Origin of the sequence: Rhodomicrobium udaipurense JA643, assembly GCF_000636015.1 — a bacterium.
Classification (GTDB): domain Bacteria; phylum Pseudomonadota; class Alphaproteobacteria; order Rhizobiales; family Rhodomicrobiaceae; genus Rhodomicrobium; species Rhodomicrobium udaipurense.
This window is the reverse complement of the sequence record NZ_JFZJ01000074.1, coordinates 1-16,375: the sequence shown is the minus strand read 5'-3', so window position 1 is coordinate 16,375 and position 16,375 is coordinate 1. Positions and strand designations below refer to the sequence as shown.

General features: G+C 63.6%; 15 protein-coding genes. 10 read left to right on the top strand and 5 right to left on the bottom strand.

The window, feature by feature from the left end; translation table 11 throughout:
* From T281_RS11300 to bchF, 4 genes are all read right to left on the bottom strand, one after another.
* The coding region (locus T281_RS11300) for a magnesium chelatase subunit H (RefSeq protein ID WP_037238696.1) at positions 1-2,891 on the bottom strand (2,891 nt) is incomplete at its 3' end.
* A complete protein-coding gene (gene bchB, locus T281_RS11295) occupies positions 2,866-4,446 on the bottom strand; it encodes a ferredoxin:protochlorophyllide reductase (ATP-dependent) subunit B (protein ID WP_037238686.1) in 1,581 nt (526 codons plus the stop codon). The genes bchB and T281_RS11300, both read right to left, overlap by 26 nt.
* Before the next feature lie 3 nt (positions 4,447-4,449).
* Entirely contained in the window at positions 4,450-5,730 is a 1,281-nt protein-coding gene (locus T281_RS11290) for a ferredoxin:protochlorophyllide reductase (ATP-dependent) subunit N (protein WP_037238683.1), read from the bottom strand.
* Positions 5,727-6,251, bottom strand: a complete 525-nt coding sequence (bchF, locus tag T281_RS11285; RefSeq protein WP_037238680.1) for a 2-vinyl bacteriochlorophyllide hydratase — start codon at positions 6,249-6,251, stop codon at positions 5,727-5,729. The genes T281_RS11290 and bchF overlap by 4 nt, the downstream gene beginning before the upstream one ends.
* Before the next feature lie 412 nt (positions 6,252-6,663).
* Between bchF and T281_RS11280 the strand changes: the two genes are divergently transcribed.
* From T281_RS11280 to T281_RS11250, 7 genes are all read left to right on the top strand, one after another.
* Positions 6,664-7,338 (top strand): cobalamin B12-binding domain-containing protein, encoded by a 675-nt coding sequence (locus T281_RS11280; RefSeq protein ID WP_162173161.1) that lies wholly within the window; start codon positions 6,664-6,666, stop codon positions 7,336-7,338.
* A gap of 26 nt (positions 7,339-7,364) precedes the next feature.
* Positions 7,365-8,810, top strand: coding sequence for a transcriptional regulator PpsR (gene ppsR, locus T281_RS11275; protein WP_052037399.1), 1,446 nt, complete (start codon positions 7,365-7,367; stop codon positions 8,808-8,810).
* A gap of 133 nt (positions 8,811-8,943) precedes the next feature.
* Entirely contained in the window at positions 8,944-9,822 is an 879-nt protein-coding gene (gene chlG, locus T281_RS11270; RefSeq protein WP_037238677.1) for a chlorophyll synthase ChlG, read from the top strand.
* A gap of 6 nt (positions 9,823-9,828) precedes the next feature.
* A complete protein-coding gene (locus T281_RS11265) occupies positions 9,829-11,187 on the top strand; it encodes a BCD family MFS transporter (RefSeq protein ID WP_037238674.1) in 1,359 nt (452 codons plus the stop codon).
* Between the two features lie 2 nt (positions 11,188-11,189).
* Positions 11,190-12,383 carry a geranylgeranyl diphosphate reductase gene (locus tag T281_RS11260; RefSeq protein WP_037238672.1) on the top strand — a complete coding sequence of 398 codons (1,194 nt, stop codon included), beginning with the start codon at positions 11,190-11,192 and terminating at the stop codon, positions 12,381-12,383.
* The gene (locus T281_RS11255) at positions 12,380-12,910 is read left to right on the top strand and encodes a TspO/MBR family protein (protein ID WP_199502367.1); all 531 of its coding nucleotides are present in this window, start codon (positions 12,380-12,382) and stop codon (positions 12,908-12,910) included. Before T281_RS11260 ends, T281_RS11255 begins: the two co-directional genes overlap by 4 nt.
* Before the next feature lie 98 nt (positions 12,911-13,008).
* Positions 13,009-13,266, top strand: a complete 258-nt coding sequence (locus T281_RS11250) for a hypothetical protein (protein ID WP_037238668.1) — start codon at positions 13,009-13,011, stop codon at positions 13,264-13,266.
* Positions 13,267-13,612: 346 nt separating this feature from the next.
* Here the strand turns inward: T281_RS11250 and T281_RS11245 are convergent, their stop codons facing one another.
* Positions 13,613-13,990 carry a c-type cytochrome gene (locus T281_RS11245; protein WP_037238690.1) on the bottom strand — a complete coding sequence of 126 codons (378 nt, stop codon included), beginning with the start codon at positions 13,988-13,990 and terminating at the stop codon, positions 13,613-13,615.
* Between the two features lie 299 nt (positions 13,991-14,289).
* Between T281_RS11245 and T281_RS11240 the strand changes: the two genes are divergently transcribed.
* From T281_RS11240 to T281_RS11230, 3 genes are all read left to right on the top strand, one after another.
* Positions 14,290-15,084, top strand: coding sequence for a thymidylate synthase (locus tag T281_RS11240; protein WP_037238666.1), 795 nt, complete (start codon positions 14,290-14,292; stop codon positions 15,082-15,084).
* A complete protein-coding gene (locus T281_RS11235; RefSeq protein WP_037238662.1) occupies positions 15,081-15,617 on the top strand; it encodes a dihydrofolate reductase in 537 nt (178 codons plus the stop codon). Before T281_RS11240 ends, T281_RS11235 begins: the two co-directional genes overlap by 4 nt.
* A gap of 198 nt (positions 15,618-15,815) precedes the next feature.
* Positions 15,816-16,375, top strand: a 560-nt coding sequence (locus T281_RS11230) for a protease modulator HflK N-terminal domain-containing protein (protein ID WP_037238658.1), incomplete at its 3' end; no start/stop codon positions are given.

Here is a 16,375-nt window from a genome sequence, read left to right as displayed (position 1 = left end):
AAGATGCCCGACATGGTCATCACCACGTCGATGCGCGGGCGGCCGAGTTCTTCAAGCGGTACGAGCGAGGCACCGGACACGCGACCATAGCTGTCGAGGCGCGGACGCGCGCCCATGAGCGCCAGAGCCTGCGCGATCGGCTCGCCTTCCGTCTTGAGGTTGTCGGTGCCCCACAGCACGAACGCGACCGATTCGGGTAGGGCGTTGCCCTCTGCCATGTGGCGGTCGAGAAGCCGCGCGGCCTGTTTCTCGCCTTCCTTCATCGCGAATACGCTCGGGATGCGGAACGGGTCGAAGCCGTGGATGTTGCGGCCGGTGGGCAGGATGTCGGGATTGCGGATGATGTCGCCGCCCGCGACGGGCTTTATATAGCGGGCGTCGAGTGCGCGCACGATGGCGGGCAGTTCCGCGTCCTCGCCAAGATAATTGTACATCTGCGCCAGCTTTGCGAGCTTGCCGATGTTCTGCTCGGAGCGTTCGAGGCCGGCGCGCTTCAGCGCGTCCTCTGGCGACTGGCCGCCCGCTACGGCGCGAATCAAATCGTGAGGCGGGCTGAAACCGTCGAGCGCCTCGGCGGCGAAGGTCAGAAGGTCGCGCCGCTCGTCGTCGGTCGCTGTCTTGCCGACGACGTGGAGGCCGTGCGGGATCAGCGTCTCTTCAAGCTCGATCACGGCGTTGATGAGCGCCGCCACCTTGCCCTCGACATCGGCGGCGGGCCATTGCGGCTCGGCCTCAGCCAGATCGACGGCGGCGGCCTGCGCCTGAATGAGCGTCGCCAGCGCTTCCTTCTCCGCTTCGGCCGTGTCGGGCACGAACTCGCGCCAGCGTTGCACCGAAGCCTTGAGGTCGAGCAGGCCGCGATAAAGCCCCGCCTGCGTAACGGGCGGCGTCAGATAGCTGACGACCGTCGCGGCGCTGCGGCGCTTAGCGAGCGTACCTTCGGACGGGTTGTTCGCGGCATAGAGATAGAAGTTCGGCAGGTCGCCGATAAGGCGATCCGGCCAGCAATCGCCCGAAAGGCCGGTCTGCTTGCCCGGCATGAATTCGAGCGCGCCATGCGTGCCGAAATGCAGAAGCGCGTGCACGCCGAAATCGTCGCGCAGCCAGCGGTAGAAGGCCGAGAAGGCATGCGTCGGCGCGAAACCGCGCTCGAACAGCAACCGCATCGGGTCGCCCTCGTAGCCCATCGCGGGCTGAATGCCGACAAACACATTGCCGAACGTCTCGCCGAGCACGAACACCGTCGCGCCATCGGTTTGCTGGCGGCCGGGCGCGGAACCCCACGCCTTTTCGATCTGCGGCAGCCACTTCTCGGCGCGGATGTAATCGTTGACCGGGATGCGGGCGAGCACGTTGGCGGGCGTGCCGTAGCGGGCGGAGTTGCCGCCGATGACGCGCTCGCGCAGCGCATCGACCGACTCCGGCACCTCAACCGTATAGCCCTCGGCCTTCAGCCGCTTAAGCGTGTTGTAGAGCGACTCGAACACCGCAAGCGACATCGCCGTGCCGATATTGCCAGCATTCGGCGGGAAGCAGAACATCACCACGCCGAGCTTGCGCTCCGCGCGCTCGCTCTTGCGAAGCGCGATCAGACGCTCGATGCGCGAAGAAATCATTTCGGCGCGCTCGACGCAGGAATGCATGTCGCGCGCGGTCGACGTCGGGAAGACGCAGCCGAGTTCGCAGCCGGCGCACGGCACGTCGGTGCAGTCGGAACGACCGCCGAACACCGCCGGACCCGTGGCGCCGTCAAGCTCGGGGATTGCGACCATCATGGTGCTTTCCACCGGCATGAGGCCCCGCACGTCGCCCGCCCATTGCTGGAGCGTCTGGAATTCCACCGGCTGGACGGAAATATAAGGAACGTCGAGCTTCGCGAGGATCTCCTGCGCGCCCTTGGCGTCGTTGTAGGCCGGGCCGCCGACGAGCGAGAACCCCGTGAGCGACACGAGCGCGTCGATCTTCGACGTACCGTTCTCGATGAAATAGCGCTCGATGGCCTCGCGCGCGTCGAGGCCGCTCGCGAACACCGGGATCACGTTCAGGCCGCGCTTTTCCAGCGTCTCGATCATGCCGTCGTAGTGCAGCGAATTGCCCGCGAGCACGTAGGAGCGCATGACGAGCACGCCCACGGTGCCCTTGTCGCTGCCCTTTGCGTACGGCAGTTCGTCGATGCTGTGGCCGACGCGATGCTTCAGCGTCGGATGGTAGACGCCGACCTCCGGATATTCGACCGGCTCGGCCGCGCTGATCTTGCCGCGCAGCGCCTGACGCGGGCCGCTCGCATAGCGGTTCACGAGGTAGCGCACCATGTGCGCAATGTTGTCGTCCGAGCCTGCGAGCCAGTATTGCAACGTGAGGAAGTACGCCCGCACGTCCTGCGCGGCGCCGGGGATGAAGCGCAGGATCTTCGGCAAGCGGCGCAGCATCGCCATCTGTTTCGCGCCGGCGTTCGAGGGCTGGCTCTCGCCTTCCTTCTTCTTCGGCTTCAGCTTCTTCAGCAGCGAGAGGACGCCCTTGTCGGAGCCGTCCATGTTGAAGCCGCCCATCTTGGTGACGCGCGCAACTTCACTTGCCGACATGCAGGCGATCATGGCGTCGCAATGGTCGCGGCGCGCTTCGAGCGCAGGCAGAACCGCCTTGATGTGCTCCTCGATGAACAGCATCGTCGTGAGGATGATGTCGCCCTCGCGGATGTCGTCGAGGCACTCGTCGAGAAGCTCGGGGTTCTGGCCCCACTCGCTCGCGGCGTGAAGCGTGATGCGAAGGCCCGGCAACTCGTCTGCCAGCGTCTCCTTGGCACGCTCGACCGCGCTCGCCAGATGGCTGTCGAGCGTTACAATGACGAAGCGCACGGGTGTGCTGCTAGCGGCTGAAGTGCGCTTTTGCATCGTAAAGTGTCTCTACCGTGATGTTCGAGATGCCTTTTTCGGCGGCGTAGCGCTCAGTGTTCCGTTTCGCCTTGCCGCGAACGAAAAAAGGAATTTTGCGAAGCTCGGCCTCGGCGTCAGCGAGCCATACGAGCGCGGACGGCGTGGCGGGTGTTTCGGCGGCCTGATGGGCGGGCGCAACCTCTGCCGGGGCAGCGACCGCGAGTTCCCGTGGCGCAGGCGCTTCCTTCGCGGCTTGCGGCGCGGCGCCGAGATGCGAAGGAGCCTCCTGAAACTCGAAATCCTCGCGGAACATGCGAAGCAAATGCTCCTCAAGGCCCATCATGAGCGGATGCACCCAGGTGTCGAAGAGCACGTTCGCGCCTTCGAAACCCATCTGCGGCGAGTAGCGCGCGGGGAAATCCTGCACATGCACAGGTGCGGAGATCACGGCGCACGGAATGCCGAGGCGCTTGGCGATATGCCGCTCCATCTGCGTGCCGAGCACGAGTTCAGGGTTGCTGTCGCGCACCGCGGCTTCGACTTCGAGGTAATCGTCGGTGATCAGCGGCTCGACGCCATATTCGGCGGCGGCGGCGCGAATCTCGCGGGCGAATTCGCGGCTGTAAGTGCCGAGGCCGACGACCTGAAAGCCGAGTTCCTTCGAGGCCACGCGGGCGGCGGCGAGCGCATGCGTCGCGTCGCCGAAGATGAAAACGCGCTTGCCCGTGAGATATGTCGAGTCGACCGAGCGAGAGTACCAAGGCAACCGCGTGCGCTCCGGCACGTCGGCGGAGACGCCAGCGATCTGCGCGACCTCGGCGATGAAGGCGCGCGTCGCGTTTACGCCAATGGGAACGGTCTTCGTATAGGGCTGCTTGAACGCGCGCTCCAGCCACTGCGCCGCAGACAGCGCGTGCTCGGGATAGAGCACAACGTTGAAATCGGCATCCGGGATGCGCTGGATGTCGGCGGGCGAGGCTCCGAGCGGCGCCACCACGTTGACGCCGATGCCCATGCTTTCGAGGAGGCGCGTGATTTCGATGATGTCGTCGCGATGGCGGAAGCCGAGAGCGGTCGGGCCGAGCAGGTTCGCGAGGGGGCGCTCGTTCTTCGGGCGCTCCTGCCCCTGACGCGGTGACGCCAGCGTGCGAACGATGCGGTAGAAGGTTTCGGCCGCTCCCCAGTTTTCTTTCTTCTGATAGGCGGGCAGTTCGAGCGGGATTACGGGAACGGGCAAGTGCAGCGCGTCGGCGAGGCCGCCGGGGTCGTCCTGAATGAGTTCGGCCGTACATGACGAGCCGACAAGCATCGCCTGAGGCTTGAACCGCTCATACGCATCGGCGAGCGCCGACTGAAAAAGTTCCGCCGTGTCGGTGCCGAGATCGCGCGCCTGAAACGTCGTGTAGGTGACGGGCGGACGCTTGTCGCGACGCTCGATCATTGTGAACAGAAGGTCGGCGTATGTGTCGCCCTGCGGCGCATGAAGGACATAATGAACGCCCGTCATCGCGGTCGCGACGCGCATCGCACCGATATGCGGGGGGCCTTCATAGGTCCATACGGTAAGTTGCATCCGTTAAACCTCCAGCCGCGCGCGACGATTGAGCGGCCGTGCAAAAAGCTCCGCGAGGTCGCCAGCCTGATCGTAGCCTTGTATCGGCGTAAAAAGAAGCTCGATTGACCACTTCGTGGCCAAGCCCTCTGCTTCGAGCGGGTTGGCAAGACCGAGGCCGCAGACCGTGAGATCGGGCCGCGCCTCACGGCAACGGTCGAGTTGGTTTTCCACGTCCTGCCCCTCGTAGATAATGAGATCCTTGTGAAGCAGGTCGAGTTCGGCAGCAAGATGCTGGCGGTGAAGGTAGGGCGTGCCCACTTCCGCGAGCTTCATGTCGAGTTCGCGGCTGGCGAAGCGCGCGAGCGGCACTTCGAGCTGCGAATCGGGGAAGAAGAAGATGGACTTGCCTTCGAGCTTCGCCTTGTGCGCGGAGAGCGCGCGTCTGGCGCGGTCACGCGGTGCGGCGACAACGGCTTCGAAGCGCTCGTCCGGAATGCCGAATGTCCTGGCGGCGGCGCGCAGCCAGCCTGTCGTGCCCTCCTCGCCGAGCGGGAACGGAGCCGGGATGTGCCGTGCGCCGCGCCGTTGGAGCGTGCGGGCGGTCTCGGTGAGGAACGGCTGCGCGAGCAGGAAGTGCGTATTCTCACCCACGGGCGGCAGATGCTGGCTGTCACGCGGCGGGAAGAAATGCACGTTTTCGAGGCCGATTTCGCGGAAAAGGCGGGCGAACTGGTCCTCGACCACATCCGCAAGCGTGCCGACGACCATCAGCGAACGCGCGGCCTCCCGCTTCGCTTCGGGCAAAACCGGCACCAGCGCGGCGAGACAGGTATCCTCGCCCTGCGTGAACGTCGTATCGAGACCGCTGCCCGAATAGCTGAAAATGCCGACGCGGCCTGCGAAGTCGGCCGAAAGCCGCTGCGCCGCGCGGTCGAGATCGAGCTTGATCACCTCTGACGGGCACGACGCGACGAGAAACAGCATCTTGATGTCCGGACGGCGTTCGAGCAGTCGGTTCACCACGCGGTCGAGTTCCTCGTTCAAGTCGGCGAGGCCCGCGAGATCGCGCTCTTCTATAATGGCGGTGCCGAAACGAGGCTCCGCGAAGATCATCACGCCGGCGGCCGACTGGATCAGGTGCGCGCAGGTTCTGGAGCCGACGACGAGAAAGAAGGCGTCCTGAATTTTGCGATGCAGCCAGACGATGCTGGTGAGCCCGCAGAAAACGGCGCGCTGGCCGCGTTCATGACGAATCTGCCGGTCTTGACAACCGGTGTCGGCGACGGCGTCTTCAATGCTCATTGCGCCATCTCCGGCTCGACTGCGGCTTGCACCTCGGCGACCTTTCTTGCCTCGTCGAGACGGGCCGCGCGAAGCTTGAGAAGGAATTGCGCCGCGTTCACGACATAGGCCGTGTAGGCCGCAAGCGCGATGAACATCTGGGTGCGCGTATCGAACACCCCGTAGATGAGGGCGGCAAGGTAGGCGGTGTGGAGCGCGATGACGAGGAAACTCATCACGTCTTCCCAGAAGAAGGCCGGGGCCAGCAGATATTGCCCGAAGACTTTCTTCTCCCAGATCGCGCCCGTGATCATGATCGTATACAGGACGAACGTCTTGACGACGATGGACACCGTCGCCGCATATTCGCCGTTGCCGGTCGCCAGAAAGCGAAGGACAAGCCCAAGGCTTACGAGAAAGACGAGAAACTGCAATGGCGCGAGCACGCCCTGAACGAGCGTCCAGGGAGAGGCGTCGCGGCGGATGCGTTCTTCAGGCGTATAAAGCGGGCGTCGCGGTTTTTTGCCCAGCTTTTGTTGCATGCGCTATCCCCACATCATGTCGGTGGCATTTAGAACTGGTGTCAATCGACTGTCAACAAAACTTGACGTAAAGTCCGATTTACAGTTACCTTAAGCTGTGTCGTTCGGAGAGCCCTGTGTGACGGTGGGCTAGCGGCTCGTTGAATTCGTTTGATGAGCGCACCCCTTTAGCTTAAGCCTCGCCCAAGTTTCAACCCGTCGTGGTTGCGGGCCGGGTTGCTAGGCCGGGCTTGAAGATCGTGTCACTTATCGCTGGCAGGAGGAAAAGGCAAGCAGACGTGAAGGCGCAGGATCTCGCGCTCATTGCGATCGCGGTTCGTCCGGACGACTTGCCAAACGATGAGAGGGTGAGACCATTTCACAGCTTCTTGTTGCTCTTCATGCCGACATGCCCAAGCCCGCAACAGCAGGCATGGCACTATTCACCCCCGGCGACATCGAGCGCTTCACTTCTCTTCTGCTGTCGCCCGACGGCGCGGGAGCGGCTGCCTTCGTCGACCGCACTCGGTCGGAGGGCTACGAGGTTGAAGCCATCCTTCTCGACCTGTTCGGGCCTGCGGCAGTTCGTCTCGGCCATCTCTGGGAGTCGGACCGCTGCGGTTTCGCGGAGGTCACGATTGCAGCTTCCCGCCTTCGGGAACTGCTGCGAACACGGGCCGTTTCCTTTGAAAACAACGTCCACGTGTGGCATCACGGCCGCCGCGCGCTTCTCGCCTCGACACCCGGCGATCAACACACACTGGGTTTATACGTGGTCGAATCTTTTTTTCGTCGCGATGGCTGGGATGTGTACGGAGGCCAGATTGACTCGAGCGATGAAATTACCCACTTAGTCGACAGGCAATGGTTCGCCGTCGCCGGATTTTCTCTCAGTTCAGAGCGATTCCTGGATCGGCTTTCGTCGCTGATCCGAAGCGTCCGGCAACGTTCGTGCAACCGCGATATAGCCGTGCTTGTAGGCGGCGCAGCGTTTCTTCAGCGGCCCGATCTGGTGGGACAGGTGGGAGCCGACGCATTTGCCCCCGACGGGCGCTTGGCTGTGGCACGCGCACGGGCTTTGCTCGCGCACAAGCCTCTGCGCAATTAGCGAGGCGAGAGGATATTGGCGCAACAATGGAGATCCTGGTCTCTCGCACCGTGAACTCGTTTCAATCACCGAAGAAGTCGCTTGGTTCGCTGAACGCAAGCGTCGTCGCACGGCTGATTTCCGCCGCGGCCGATGTCGCGCTCGTTGTCGACAAGAGCGGCATCGTCAAAGACATCGCGGTGGGCAGCGAGGATCTTGTCAACGCCGGTTTCGGCGAATGGATCGGTGTGTCCTGGGTCGACACGGTAACGCCGGAAAGCCGTCACAAGATCGAAGAACTGCTGCGCGAGGCCGCGCTCAAGGTTCCCACGCGGTGGCGCGAAGTCAACCACACCGCACCGGGCGGCGACCTCGTCCCCGTGCGCTATTCGGTCATCCAGATCCGCCCCGACGGACGCGTCGTCGCGTTCGGACGCGACCTTCGCGCGCTGGCCAGTCTCCAGCAGCAACTTGTCGACGCGCAGCTTTCGATCGAGCGCGACTATGCGCGGCTCAGGCAGTCCGAGCTTCGCTACCGGCTGCTCTTCCAGATCGCTTCCGAGGCCATCGTCATCGCCGACGCCTGGTCCGGGCGCATCACCGAGGTAAACCCGGCCGCGCAGACGCTGATTGGCGAATCCTCGAAAAAGCTCACCGCGCAGACGCTCGTCGATCTCGTCGATCCAGCCGACGCCGCCGCGCTTCAGGATCTTCTCGCGACGGTGCGATCCACGGGCGTCGGCGATAATGTCGTCGTGCGGCTCGCCGGTCTCGATCGGCGCTTCACCTTTTCCAGCTCGTTCTTCCGGCAAGGGGCCAGCGCCTTCATTCTCGCGCGAATTGCGCCCGTCGACCCCGATGTCTGCGAATGCATGCCCGGCAAGACGGGGACGCTCGACCGGATTCTCGAACGGCTGCCCGAAGGCTTCGTTATGACCGACGCCGACGGGCGGGTGATTTCGGCGAACACGGCGTTCCTCGATCTGGCGCAGCTTTCCAATCCCGAGCAGGCGCACGGCCATGCGCTCGAAAATTGGCTCGGCCGCTCCGGCGTCGACATGAACGTGCTGATGGCGAACCTGCGCGAGCACGGCTCCGTGCGCGGCTTCCCGACCATCGTGAACGGCGCCTATGGCTCGCTTGAAGATGTCGAAGTATCTGCCGTGTCCGTGCCGAACGGGCAACAGCCCTGTTTCGGCTTCGTGATCCGCTCATCCGCAACGCGCGCCGCCCAGCAGAAGGCCGCGCGTCCGGCAAATCTGGCGCGCTCCGTCGACCAGCTCACCGAACTCGTCGGCCGGGTATCCCTGAAGGATCTCGTGCGCGAATCGAGCGATCTCATCGAGAAGCTCTGTATCGAGGCGGCGCTTGAGCTAACCGGCGACAACCGCGCCTCCGCCGCTGAAATGCTGGGGCTGTCCCGCCAGAGCCTGTATGTGAAGCTTCGCCGCTACGGTCTCGGCGATCTGCAGCCGGAAGGCAGCGGCGAGTAACACGCACGCCCGACGCGCCGAAAATCAGCGCCTTCCCGACAAGCTTGAGCCGGATAGGGTTTTTTGCCTCATCCGCCCTCACTGGCTGTAAACCCAAATTGACAGGCGTCGATGTAAAATCTAGTGTCCGGCCATGAACCGGCCTGACTTTGCAACCATCCTCGAATACATGAAGCCCATCACGTGGTTTGCACCCATGTGGGCTTTCGGCTGTGGACTGATCTCTTCAGGCTTCAGCTTCGGCAGCAATTGGCAGATCGTGGTCGCGGGCGTGTTGCTCGCGGGGCCCATGGTCTGTGGCACGAGCCAGGCCGTCAACGACTGGTACGATCGCCACGTCGACGCCATCAACGAGCCGAACCGGCCAATCCCGTCCGGGCGACTGCCCGGAAACTGGGGCTTCTATATCTCCGTCACATGGACGATCCTCTCGCTGATCCTGGCGACCACGCTCGGCTTCTGGGGTTTCGCTGCGGCAACGCTCGGCCTTATCCTCGCGTGGATGTACAGCGCGCCGCCCTTCCGCCTGAAGCAGAACGGTTGGTGGGGCAATCTCGCCTGCGGACTTGCCTATGAAGGGCTGCCCTGGATCACAGCCGCCGCCATCATCGCGGCTGCCCTGCCCGACTGGCGCATCCTGACGGTCGCCCTTCTTTATAGCCTCGGCGCGCATGGCATCATGACGCTGAACGACTTCAAGTCCGTCGAGGGCGACATCAAGATGGGCGTGCGCTCCCTGCCCGTGCAACTCGGCGTTCGCAAGGCGGCATGGCTCGCCTGCGTGGTCATGGCGCTGCCGCAGGTGATCGTGATTGGCCTGCTCTTCTCGTGGGATCGCCCTTGGCACGCGGGCATCGTCTCGGCGCTGCTCATCGTGCAGTTCGTGCTGATGCGCCGGTTCCTCGGAAACCCGCGCGAACAGGCCATCTGGTACAACGCCACCGGCACCACGCTTTATGTGCTGGGCATGCTCGTCACCGCTTTCGCATTGCGTCCGCTGTTGCAGGGTTAAATGTAAATGTCCACGACACTCGGCTGGTTTGGCATCGTCCGGCTCGGACTCGTGCAGATGGCGCTCGGTGGAATCGTGGCGCTTGCCACTTCGACGCTGAACCGGGTGATGGTGGTGGAGCTTATGCTTCCGGCGACGCTGCCGGGCTTGCTGTTCGGCATCCATTACGCGGCCGAGATGCTCCGCCCACGTTGGGGCCACGGCTCCGACAAGGGCGGCAAACGAACGCCGTGGATCATTGGCGGCATGGCCGTCCTCGCACTCTCCGGCGTCGGCGCGGCGGGGTCCATCGGGCTCATGTCGACGAACACGACCGCGGGCATCGCCTGCGCGATCCTCGCCTATATCGGCATCGGCATCGGCGCGGGCGCGGCGGGGACCTCGCTCCTCGTCCTCGTCGCAAAATCGACCGCCCCCGACCGCAAGGCCACGGCCGCCGCCATCGTTTGGACGTTGATGATCGCCGGCACCGCTCTCGCGGCGGGCTTCGCGGGCTATATGCTCGCGCCGTTCTCGATGGAGCGGCTCATCGCCGTCAGCGCGTCGATCTCGGCCATCGCATTCACAATCGCTGTGCTCGCCATCTGGGGCGTCGAGCGGCGCGTGGTCGACGGGGCGGAAAAGCCGAAGGAAAAGCCGGCGCACAGCTTCATCGATGCCATGAAGGATGTGCTGTCCGAACGCGACGCGCGTCGCATGACGATCTTCATCTTTATCTCCATGCTCGCCTTCAGCGCGCAAGAGCTGCTTCTTGAACCGTTCGCGGGCTCGGTCTTCGGGCTCACGCCTGCCGAGACGGCGAAGCTGTTCGGCTCGCACCGCGCGGGCATCGTGCTCGGCATGGTGGCGGGCGGCCTTCTCGGGATTTTCTCCGCGAAGAGCAGCTCCCTCGGACGATATTGGGTGGCGGGCGGTTGCTTCGCCTCGTCGGCCGGGCTTTTCGCGCTCGCGGCTGTTGGCCTTGGAGCCGAATCCGGCCTCCTCAAGACCGTCGTCTTCTCACTCGGGGTCGCGAACGGCGTCTACGCGGTTGCCGCCATCGGCACCATGATTTCGATGGCGAGCATCGGCAAGGGCTCTCGCGAGGGCGTCCGCATGGGCATGTGGGGTGCGGCGCAGGCCGTGGCCTTCGGGCTTGGCGGCGTCATCGGCACGGCATCGGTCGATGTGGCGCGCGTTGCGCTCGGCTCGGCCGCCGCTGCCTATTCGCTCTTGTTCATCATTCAGGGCGTGCTGTTCGCCTTCTCCACCTACCTCGCCTTCAGGCTGACTGCCGCTACGCAAGCCCCCGACGAGTCGCAGCACGAAACAGACCTTTCCTATCATCAGAATGCCCCGTTACGGGTCCATCCGGAGCAAGTTTGACTATGACCGATCTTGACACTTTCGACGTCATCGTGGTCGGCGGCGGCCCCGCCGGTGCAACGGCAGCAAACGATCTCGCGCGAATGGGCCACCACGTGCTTCTGCTCGACAGGGGGCACCGCATCAAGCCTTGCGGCGGCGCGATCCCGCCCCGGGCGATCAAGGATTTCGCCATTCCCGGCGAATGCCTCGTGGCGCGCATCACCTCGGCCCGCATGGTAGCGCCATCGGGCAAGGAAGTGGACATGCCCATCGACGGCGGCTTTGTCGGCATGGTCGACCGCGCGACATTCGACGAATGGCTTCGGAACCGGGCGGCGGATTCGGGCGCCGAGCGTCGGCAGGGCAAGTTCGAGAAGTACTCGCGCGACGAGAAGGGCCGCGCCGTCATCACCTACAAGACCGCGGATGGCGAACACGTGAGCGTGGCGGCGAAAGCCGTCATCGGCGCCGACGGCGCAAACTCCGAAGTGGCCAAGCAGGCGCTGCCCGACGTGAAGAAGGTGCCGCTCGTATTTGCCTATCACGAAATTGTGAAGGCTCCGGTTGGCGGGCTGACGAACTACGACCCCACCCGCTGCGACGTCTATTATCAGGGCAAGCTCTCGCCCGACTTCTACGCCTGGATCTTCCCGCACGGCGACACCGTCAGCATCGGCACCGGCACCATGATCAAGGGCTTCGACATGCGTCAGGCCGTAGCCGACCTCCGCAAGCATGTCGGCCTCGACGAAGAGCACGCCGAGACTTTGCGCTGGGAAGGCTCGCCGATTCCGCTCAAGCCCCTGAAACGCTGGGACAATGGCCGCGACGTCGTGCTCGCGGGCGATGCGTCGGGCGTGGTGGCTCCGGCCTCGGGCGAAGGCATCTATTATGCGCTGCTGGGCGGCCGTCTCGCCGCCGAAGCCACTGCCGAGTTCCTCAAGACCGCTGACGCGAAGGCGCTCGCAACCGCGCGCAAGCGCTTCATGAAGGAGCACGGGAAGGTGTTCTGGGTGCTTGAACTCATGCAGCACTTCTGGTACCGGAACGACAAGCGCCGTGAACGCTTCGTGAACATTTGTCAAGACAAGGACGTTCAGCGCCTCACGTGGCAGTCCTATATGCATAAGGAACTAGTTCGCTCGAATCCCGTTGCTCATGCTAGGATCTTCTTCAAGGATCTGGCTCATCTTCTGGGATTGGTACGAACGTGACGTATACACACACAGACACCGCGGAAGCGCTCACAGGGCCCCGGCCGGGGTTCTGGAAGCCATTTGGAATCGCATTTCTTCTCGCCATGGTGGTCGGCGGCCTCGGCGCGCTGACCACCGACCTTTCTTCCTGGTATTTTTCGCTCAACAAGCCGTCATGGCAGCCGCCGGACTGGGCGTTCGGGCCGGCCTGGACGATAATCTATGCCTTCACCGCCCTCGCCGCCGTCTATGCATGGCGCGAGGCACCAACGCGTGACGACAGGCTGACGATCGTTGTCCTGTTTCTCTGCACGGCGTTCTTCAACCTGCTGTGGAGCCTTTTGTTTTTCCGCCTCCAGCGGCCCGACTGGGCGTTGATCGAAGTGGGCGCGCTCTGGGCTTCGGTGTTCATACCGATCGTCGTTCTGGCGCGTTACTCGAAGACGGCGAGCTGGCTCCTCGTGCCCTATCTGGCATGGGTGACATTCGCGGGCTTCCTGAACTATACCGTGGTTCAGCTGAACCCGCAGATCATCGCGCAATAACACGGCGTGGCCGGGTAAGCCCCGGCCATTTGACCCCCGCCTACCCCATTTCATTCGCCCGGCCCCGCTTCCGGGCGTTCCCTTTACGCGATTACACAATGACAACGCTTCTCGACATCATCCTCGTCCTCGTGGTTGCGGAAGCCGGCTTGCTCGCGGCACTCCGCGTACGGAATAACGAAGCTTCGGCGATCACGTCGGATCTTGCTTATCTGGCGTCGGGCTTTTTCCTCATGCTGGCGGTACGTCTCGCCTGGACCGAGTCGTCGCCCGTGCTACCGGTGCTCGCCCTCGTCACGCTCGCAGGCATCTCCCACATCTTCGACATCGTGCGGCGTTTCAGGAAACCGGCATGAGCAACCGGGCGATCGGCGGCAATCTGCCAGCGAAAAGCACGCCGCGTTTCACCGCGAACTTAGCGCAATTGTAATCGGCTGGCTTGGCCAGCTTGAGCGGACCGCATCCGCCCTCTCGCGGAGCGGTCCCGCCCGCGCGTCGCCATCCGGTCAAAAACATACGCGACCGCGCGCGGGCGGCAAAAAGTTATAACGCGCGCTCCATAGCTATCCTGCCCAAGCGGTCGCGTGAGCAGTTGGCCGCGCTTCCCGCTGTGCAAACGAAGGCCTATCCCCGCCCTCGCGACCGCGCGAGCAACAAAAAAGGCACCCTCGCGGGTGCCTTTTTCCAAAACCGGCGAGCGGCTTACTGGCCGTGCTGCGTCGCAAGAAACGCGATGACGTCCGCGCGATCCTGCGGGTTCTTCAGGCCGACGAACACCATCTTCGTGCCCGGAACAATGGCCTTCGGATTCTCGAGATACTTGTCGAGGGTGGCTTCGTCCCACGTCAGGCCCGAGTTCTTCATGGCCTCGGAATAGTTGAAGCCCGGGCGTGTGCCAGCCTTCGAACCGACGACGTTGTTCTGCACGGGGCCGACGCCCGGCTTCGCCGTCGGGCCAACCTGATGACAGATCTTGCACTGCTTGAAGACCTGCTCACCCTTCACCGGATCGCCGGCGGCATAAGCCGAAGCCGACCAGACGAGGGCCGCGCCGACCATAGCGATTTTGATAGCTTTCATGATTTCACCCTGCACCGTTTAAGGTCACTCTGATGGCGTGTGTTTCAATCAGAAAAATGCCTGAAACACAATAATTCTAAACGTCACCTTAAAGAATTTGGAACGGCCTACCGCGTTTCAAGCCGCAGAGAAAATAAAAAAGAATTCAGGTATAAGAGGGCGTTGCGACAAAGTGCCGTCTTTGGGAAACGCGTATCGACGCATGCGGTTTCACCGGCTTCCTCTTGAACGGTGCGCCGCGATCTGATCCACTCCACCCGACGCTGCGCCCCCGGCCAGGAATCGCGTATTCTATCGCCATGCAAACTTACCTCGACCTCCTGCGCGACGTACGCGACCATGGCACCCGGCGGGACGACCGCACCGGCACGGGCACGCTGAGCCTCTTCGGACGCCAACTGCGTTTCGACCTCGAAGCGGGTTTTCCACTGGTTACGACCAAGAAGCTGCACCTGAAATCCATCGTGCATGAGCTTCTCTGGTTCCTCGCGGGCGACACGAACACCGCGTATCTGAAGGCGAACGGCGTTTCGATCTGGGACGAGTGGGCCGACGCGAATGGCGATCTCGGCCCGGTCTATGGCGCGCAGTGGCGCTCGTGGCCCGCGCGGGACGGCGGCACCATCGACCAGATCGCGGATGTCATTCGCGCAATCCGCACCGACCCGAATTCGCGCCGCCTTGTCGTCTCCGCCTGGAACCCCGCCGACCTGCCGCGCATGGCGCTGGCGCCGTGTCACTGCCTTTTCCAGTTCTATGTCGCGGACGGCCGCCTTTCCTGCCAGCTCTACCAGCGCTCGGCCGACATCTTCCTCGGCGTGCCGTTCAACATCGCCTCCTACGCGCTGCTGACCATGATGGCGGCCCAAGTGGCGGGCCTGCGCCCCGGCGACTTCGTGCATACCTTCGGCGACGTGCACCTCTACCTGAACCACATGGAGCAGGCTGACCAGCAGCTTGGCCGCGAGCCGCGCTCGCTGCCGCGCATGACCCTCAACCCAGCCGTGACATCGATCTTCGATTTCGCCTATGCCGACTTCAAGCTCGAAGGCTACGCCCCGCATCCGGCGATCAAGGCGCCCGTGGCGGTATGAGGGAGGCGCACCCGTTCACTCTCGCGCTCGTGGTGGCGGCCGCCGAGAACGACGTCATCGGCCGCGAGGGCAAGCTGCCCTGGCGGCTGAAAAGCGATCTCAAACGGTTCCGCAGGCTCACGATGGGCCATCCGCTCATCATGGGGCGCAAGACGTTTGCCTCCATCGGCAAGCCGCTCGACGGCCGCGATTCCGTCATCGTTACGCGCGACGCCGCGAGCATTTCCCCGCAGACTGGCGTGTTCGTCGCGACGTCGATCAAGGACGCGGTGGACATCGCGCGGGCGCGCGCCGTAGAGCGCGGTGTCGCCGAGGCTTTCGTCATCGGCGGGGCCGAAATCTTCGCTCTGGCGCTGCCTTACGCAGACCGTATCCACCTCGCCCGCGTCCACGCCAGCCCCTCCGGCGACGCATATTGGCAAGCGCCTCCCGCCGAAGAGTGGCAGGTCGTATCGCGCGAGGAATGGCCTGCGAACCAATCCGATGAATTTTCAGTCACCGATCTCGTGCTGGAGCGGTCGCCGCGCGCTTGACGCGAGCGATAGCTGAAGCCATATGCGAAGCACCTTCCGAGTGTGTCCGGCCCCGCACCCGAATGTGGCGGTCGCCCCAAAATTGACACGCAATTGTCAAACGCGGGCCATATTCGAACACCCTGTTACTAAGCAATTCTGGCCTCGCTTGCCGAGGTGAAGCGGGACTAAACCCGCCGATCGTAAAGGAAAACGCATATGCCGTGGAATCAGAGTGGCGGCGGAGGCTGGAAGGGCGGTCCAAGCGGCGGCCCTTGGGGACAAGGCCCCGCCGGCGGTGGTTCGCCTCCCCCCGATCTCGAAGAAATACTGCGCCGCAGTCAGGACAAGCTGCGCCAGGCCGTGCCGGGAGGCGTCGGCTTTGCCGGCGTCGGGCTTCTCCTGTTGGTTCTCGCCGCTGCCGTCGGCTATTTCGGCTTCACGGTCCGCATCAATCCGGACGAGCGCGGCGTCGTTCAACGGTTTGGCGCATACGACCGCGAGCTATCGAACGGCCTCAATTTCCGCTGGCCGTACCCCATCGAGGAAGTGACCGTCGTTCCGTTCACGCGCCAGAACCGCGTCGAGGTCGGCTTTTCGAGCGGGCCCACCGGCCCATTCGGCGCAATCCGCTCCTCCGCCCGCAATGAGGAAAGCCTCATGCTGACCGGCGACGAGAACATCGTGGAGCTGAACTTCAACGTCTTCTGGAACGTCAAGGACGCCCCCGCCTATCTGTTCAACGTGCGCAATCAGGGCGACACGCTCGACGCGAGCCC

Excerpts from the sequence above, each read along its gene's own strand:
- bchB (WP_037238686.1), bottom strand. The coding sequence starts at position 4,446 with ATGCAACTTACCGTATGGACCTATGAAGGCCCCCCGCATATCGGTGCG.
- T281_RS11290 (WP_037238683.1), bottom strand. The coding sequence starts at position 5,730 with ATGAGCATTGAAGACGCCGTCGCCGACACCGGTTGTCAAGACCGGCAG.
- bchF (WP_037238680.1), bottom strand. The coding sequence starts at position 6,251 with ATGCAACAAAAGCTGGGCAAAAAACCGCGACGCCCGCTTTATACGCCT.
- T281_RS11280 (WP_162173161.1), top strand. The coding sequence starts at position 6,664 with ATGGCACTATTCACCCCCGGCGACATCGAGCGCTTCACTTCTCTTCTG.
- ppsR (WP_052037399.1), top strand. The coding sequence starts at position 7,365 with ATGGAGATCCTGGTCTCTCGCACCGTGAACTCGTTTCAATCACCGAAG.
- chlG (WP_037238677.1), top strand. The coding sequence starts at position 8,944 with ATGAACCGGCCTGACTTTGCAACCATCCTCGAATACATGAAGCCCATC.
- T281_RS11265 (WP_037238674.1), top strand. The coding sequence starts at position 9,829 with ATGTCCACGACACTCGGCTGGTTTGGCATCGTCCGGCTCGGACTCGTG.
- T281_RS11260 (WP_037238672.1), top strand. The coding sequence starts at position 11,190 with ATGACCGATCTTGACACTTTCGACGTCATCGTGGTCGGCGGCGGCCCC.
- T281_RS11250 (WP_037238668.1), top strand. The coding sequence starts at position 13,009 with ATGACAACGCTTCTCGACATCATCCTCGTCCTCGTGGTTGCGGAAGCC.
- T281_RS11245 (WP_037238690.1), bottom strand. The coding sequence starts at position 13,990 with ATGAAAGCTATCAAAATCGCTATGGTCGGCGCGGCCCTCGTCTGGTCG.
- T281_RS11240 (WP_037238666.1), top strand. The coding sequence starts at position 14,290 with ATGCAAACTTACCTCGACCTCCTGCGCGACGTACGCGACCATGGCACC.
- T281_RS11235 (WP_037238662.1), top strand. The coding sequence starts at position 15,081 with ATGAGGGAGGCGCACCCGTTCACTCTCGCGCTCGTGGTGGCGGCCGCC.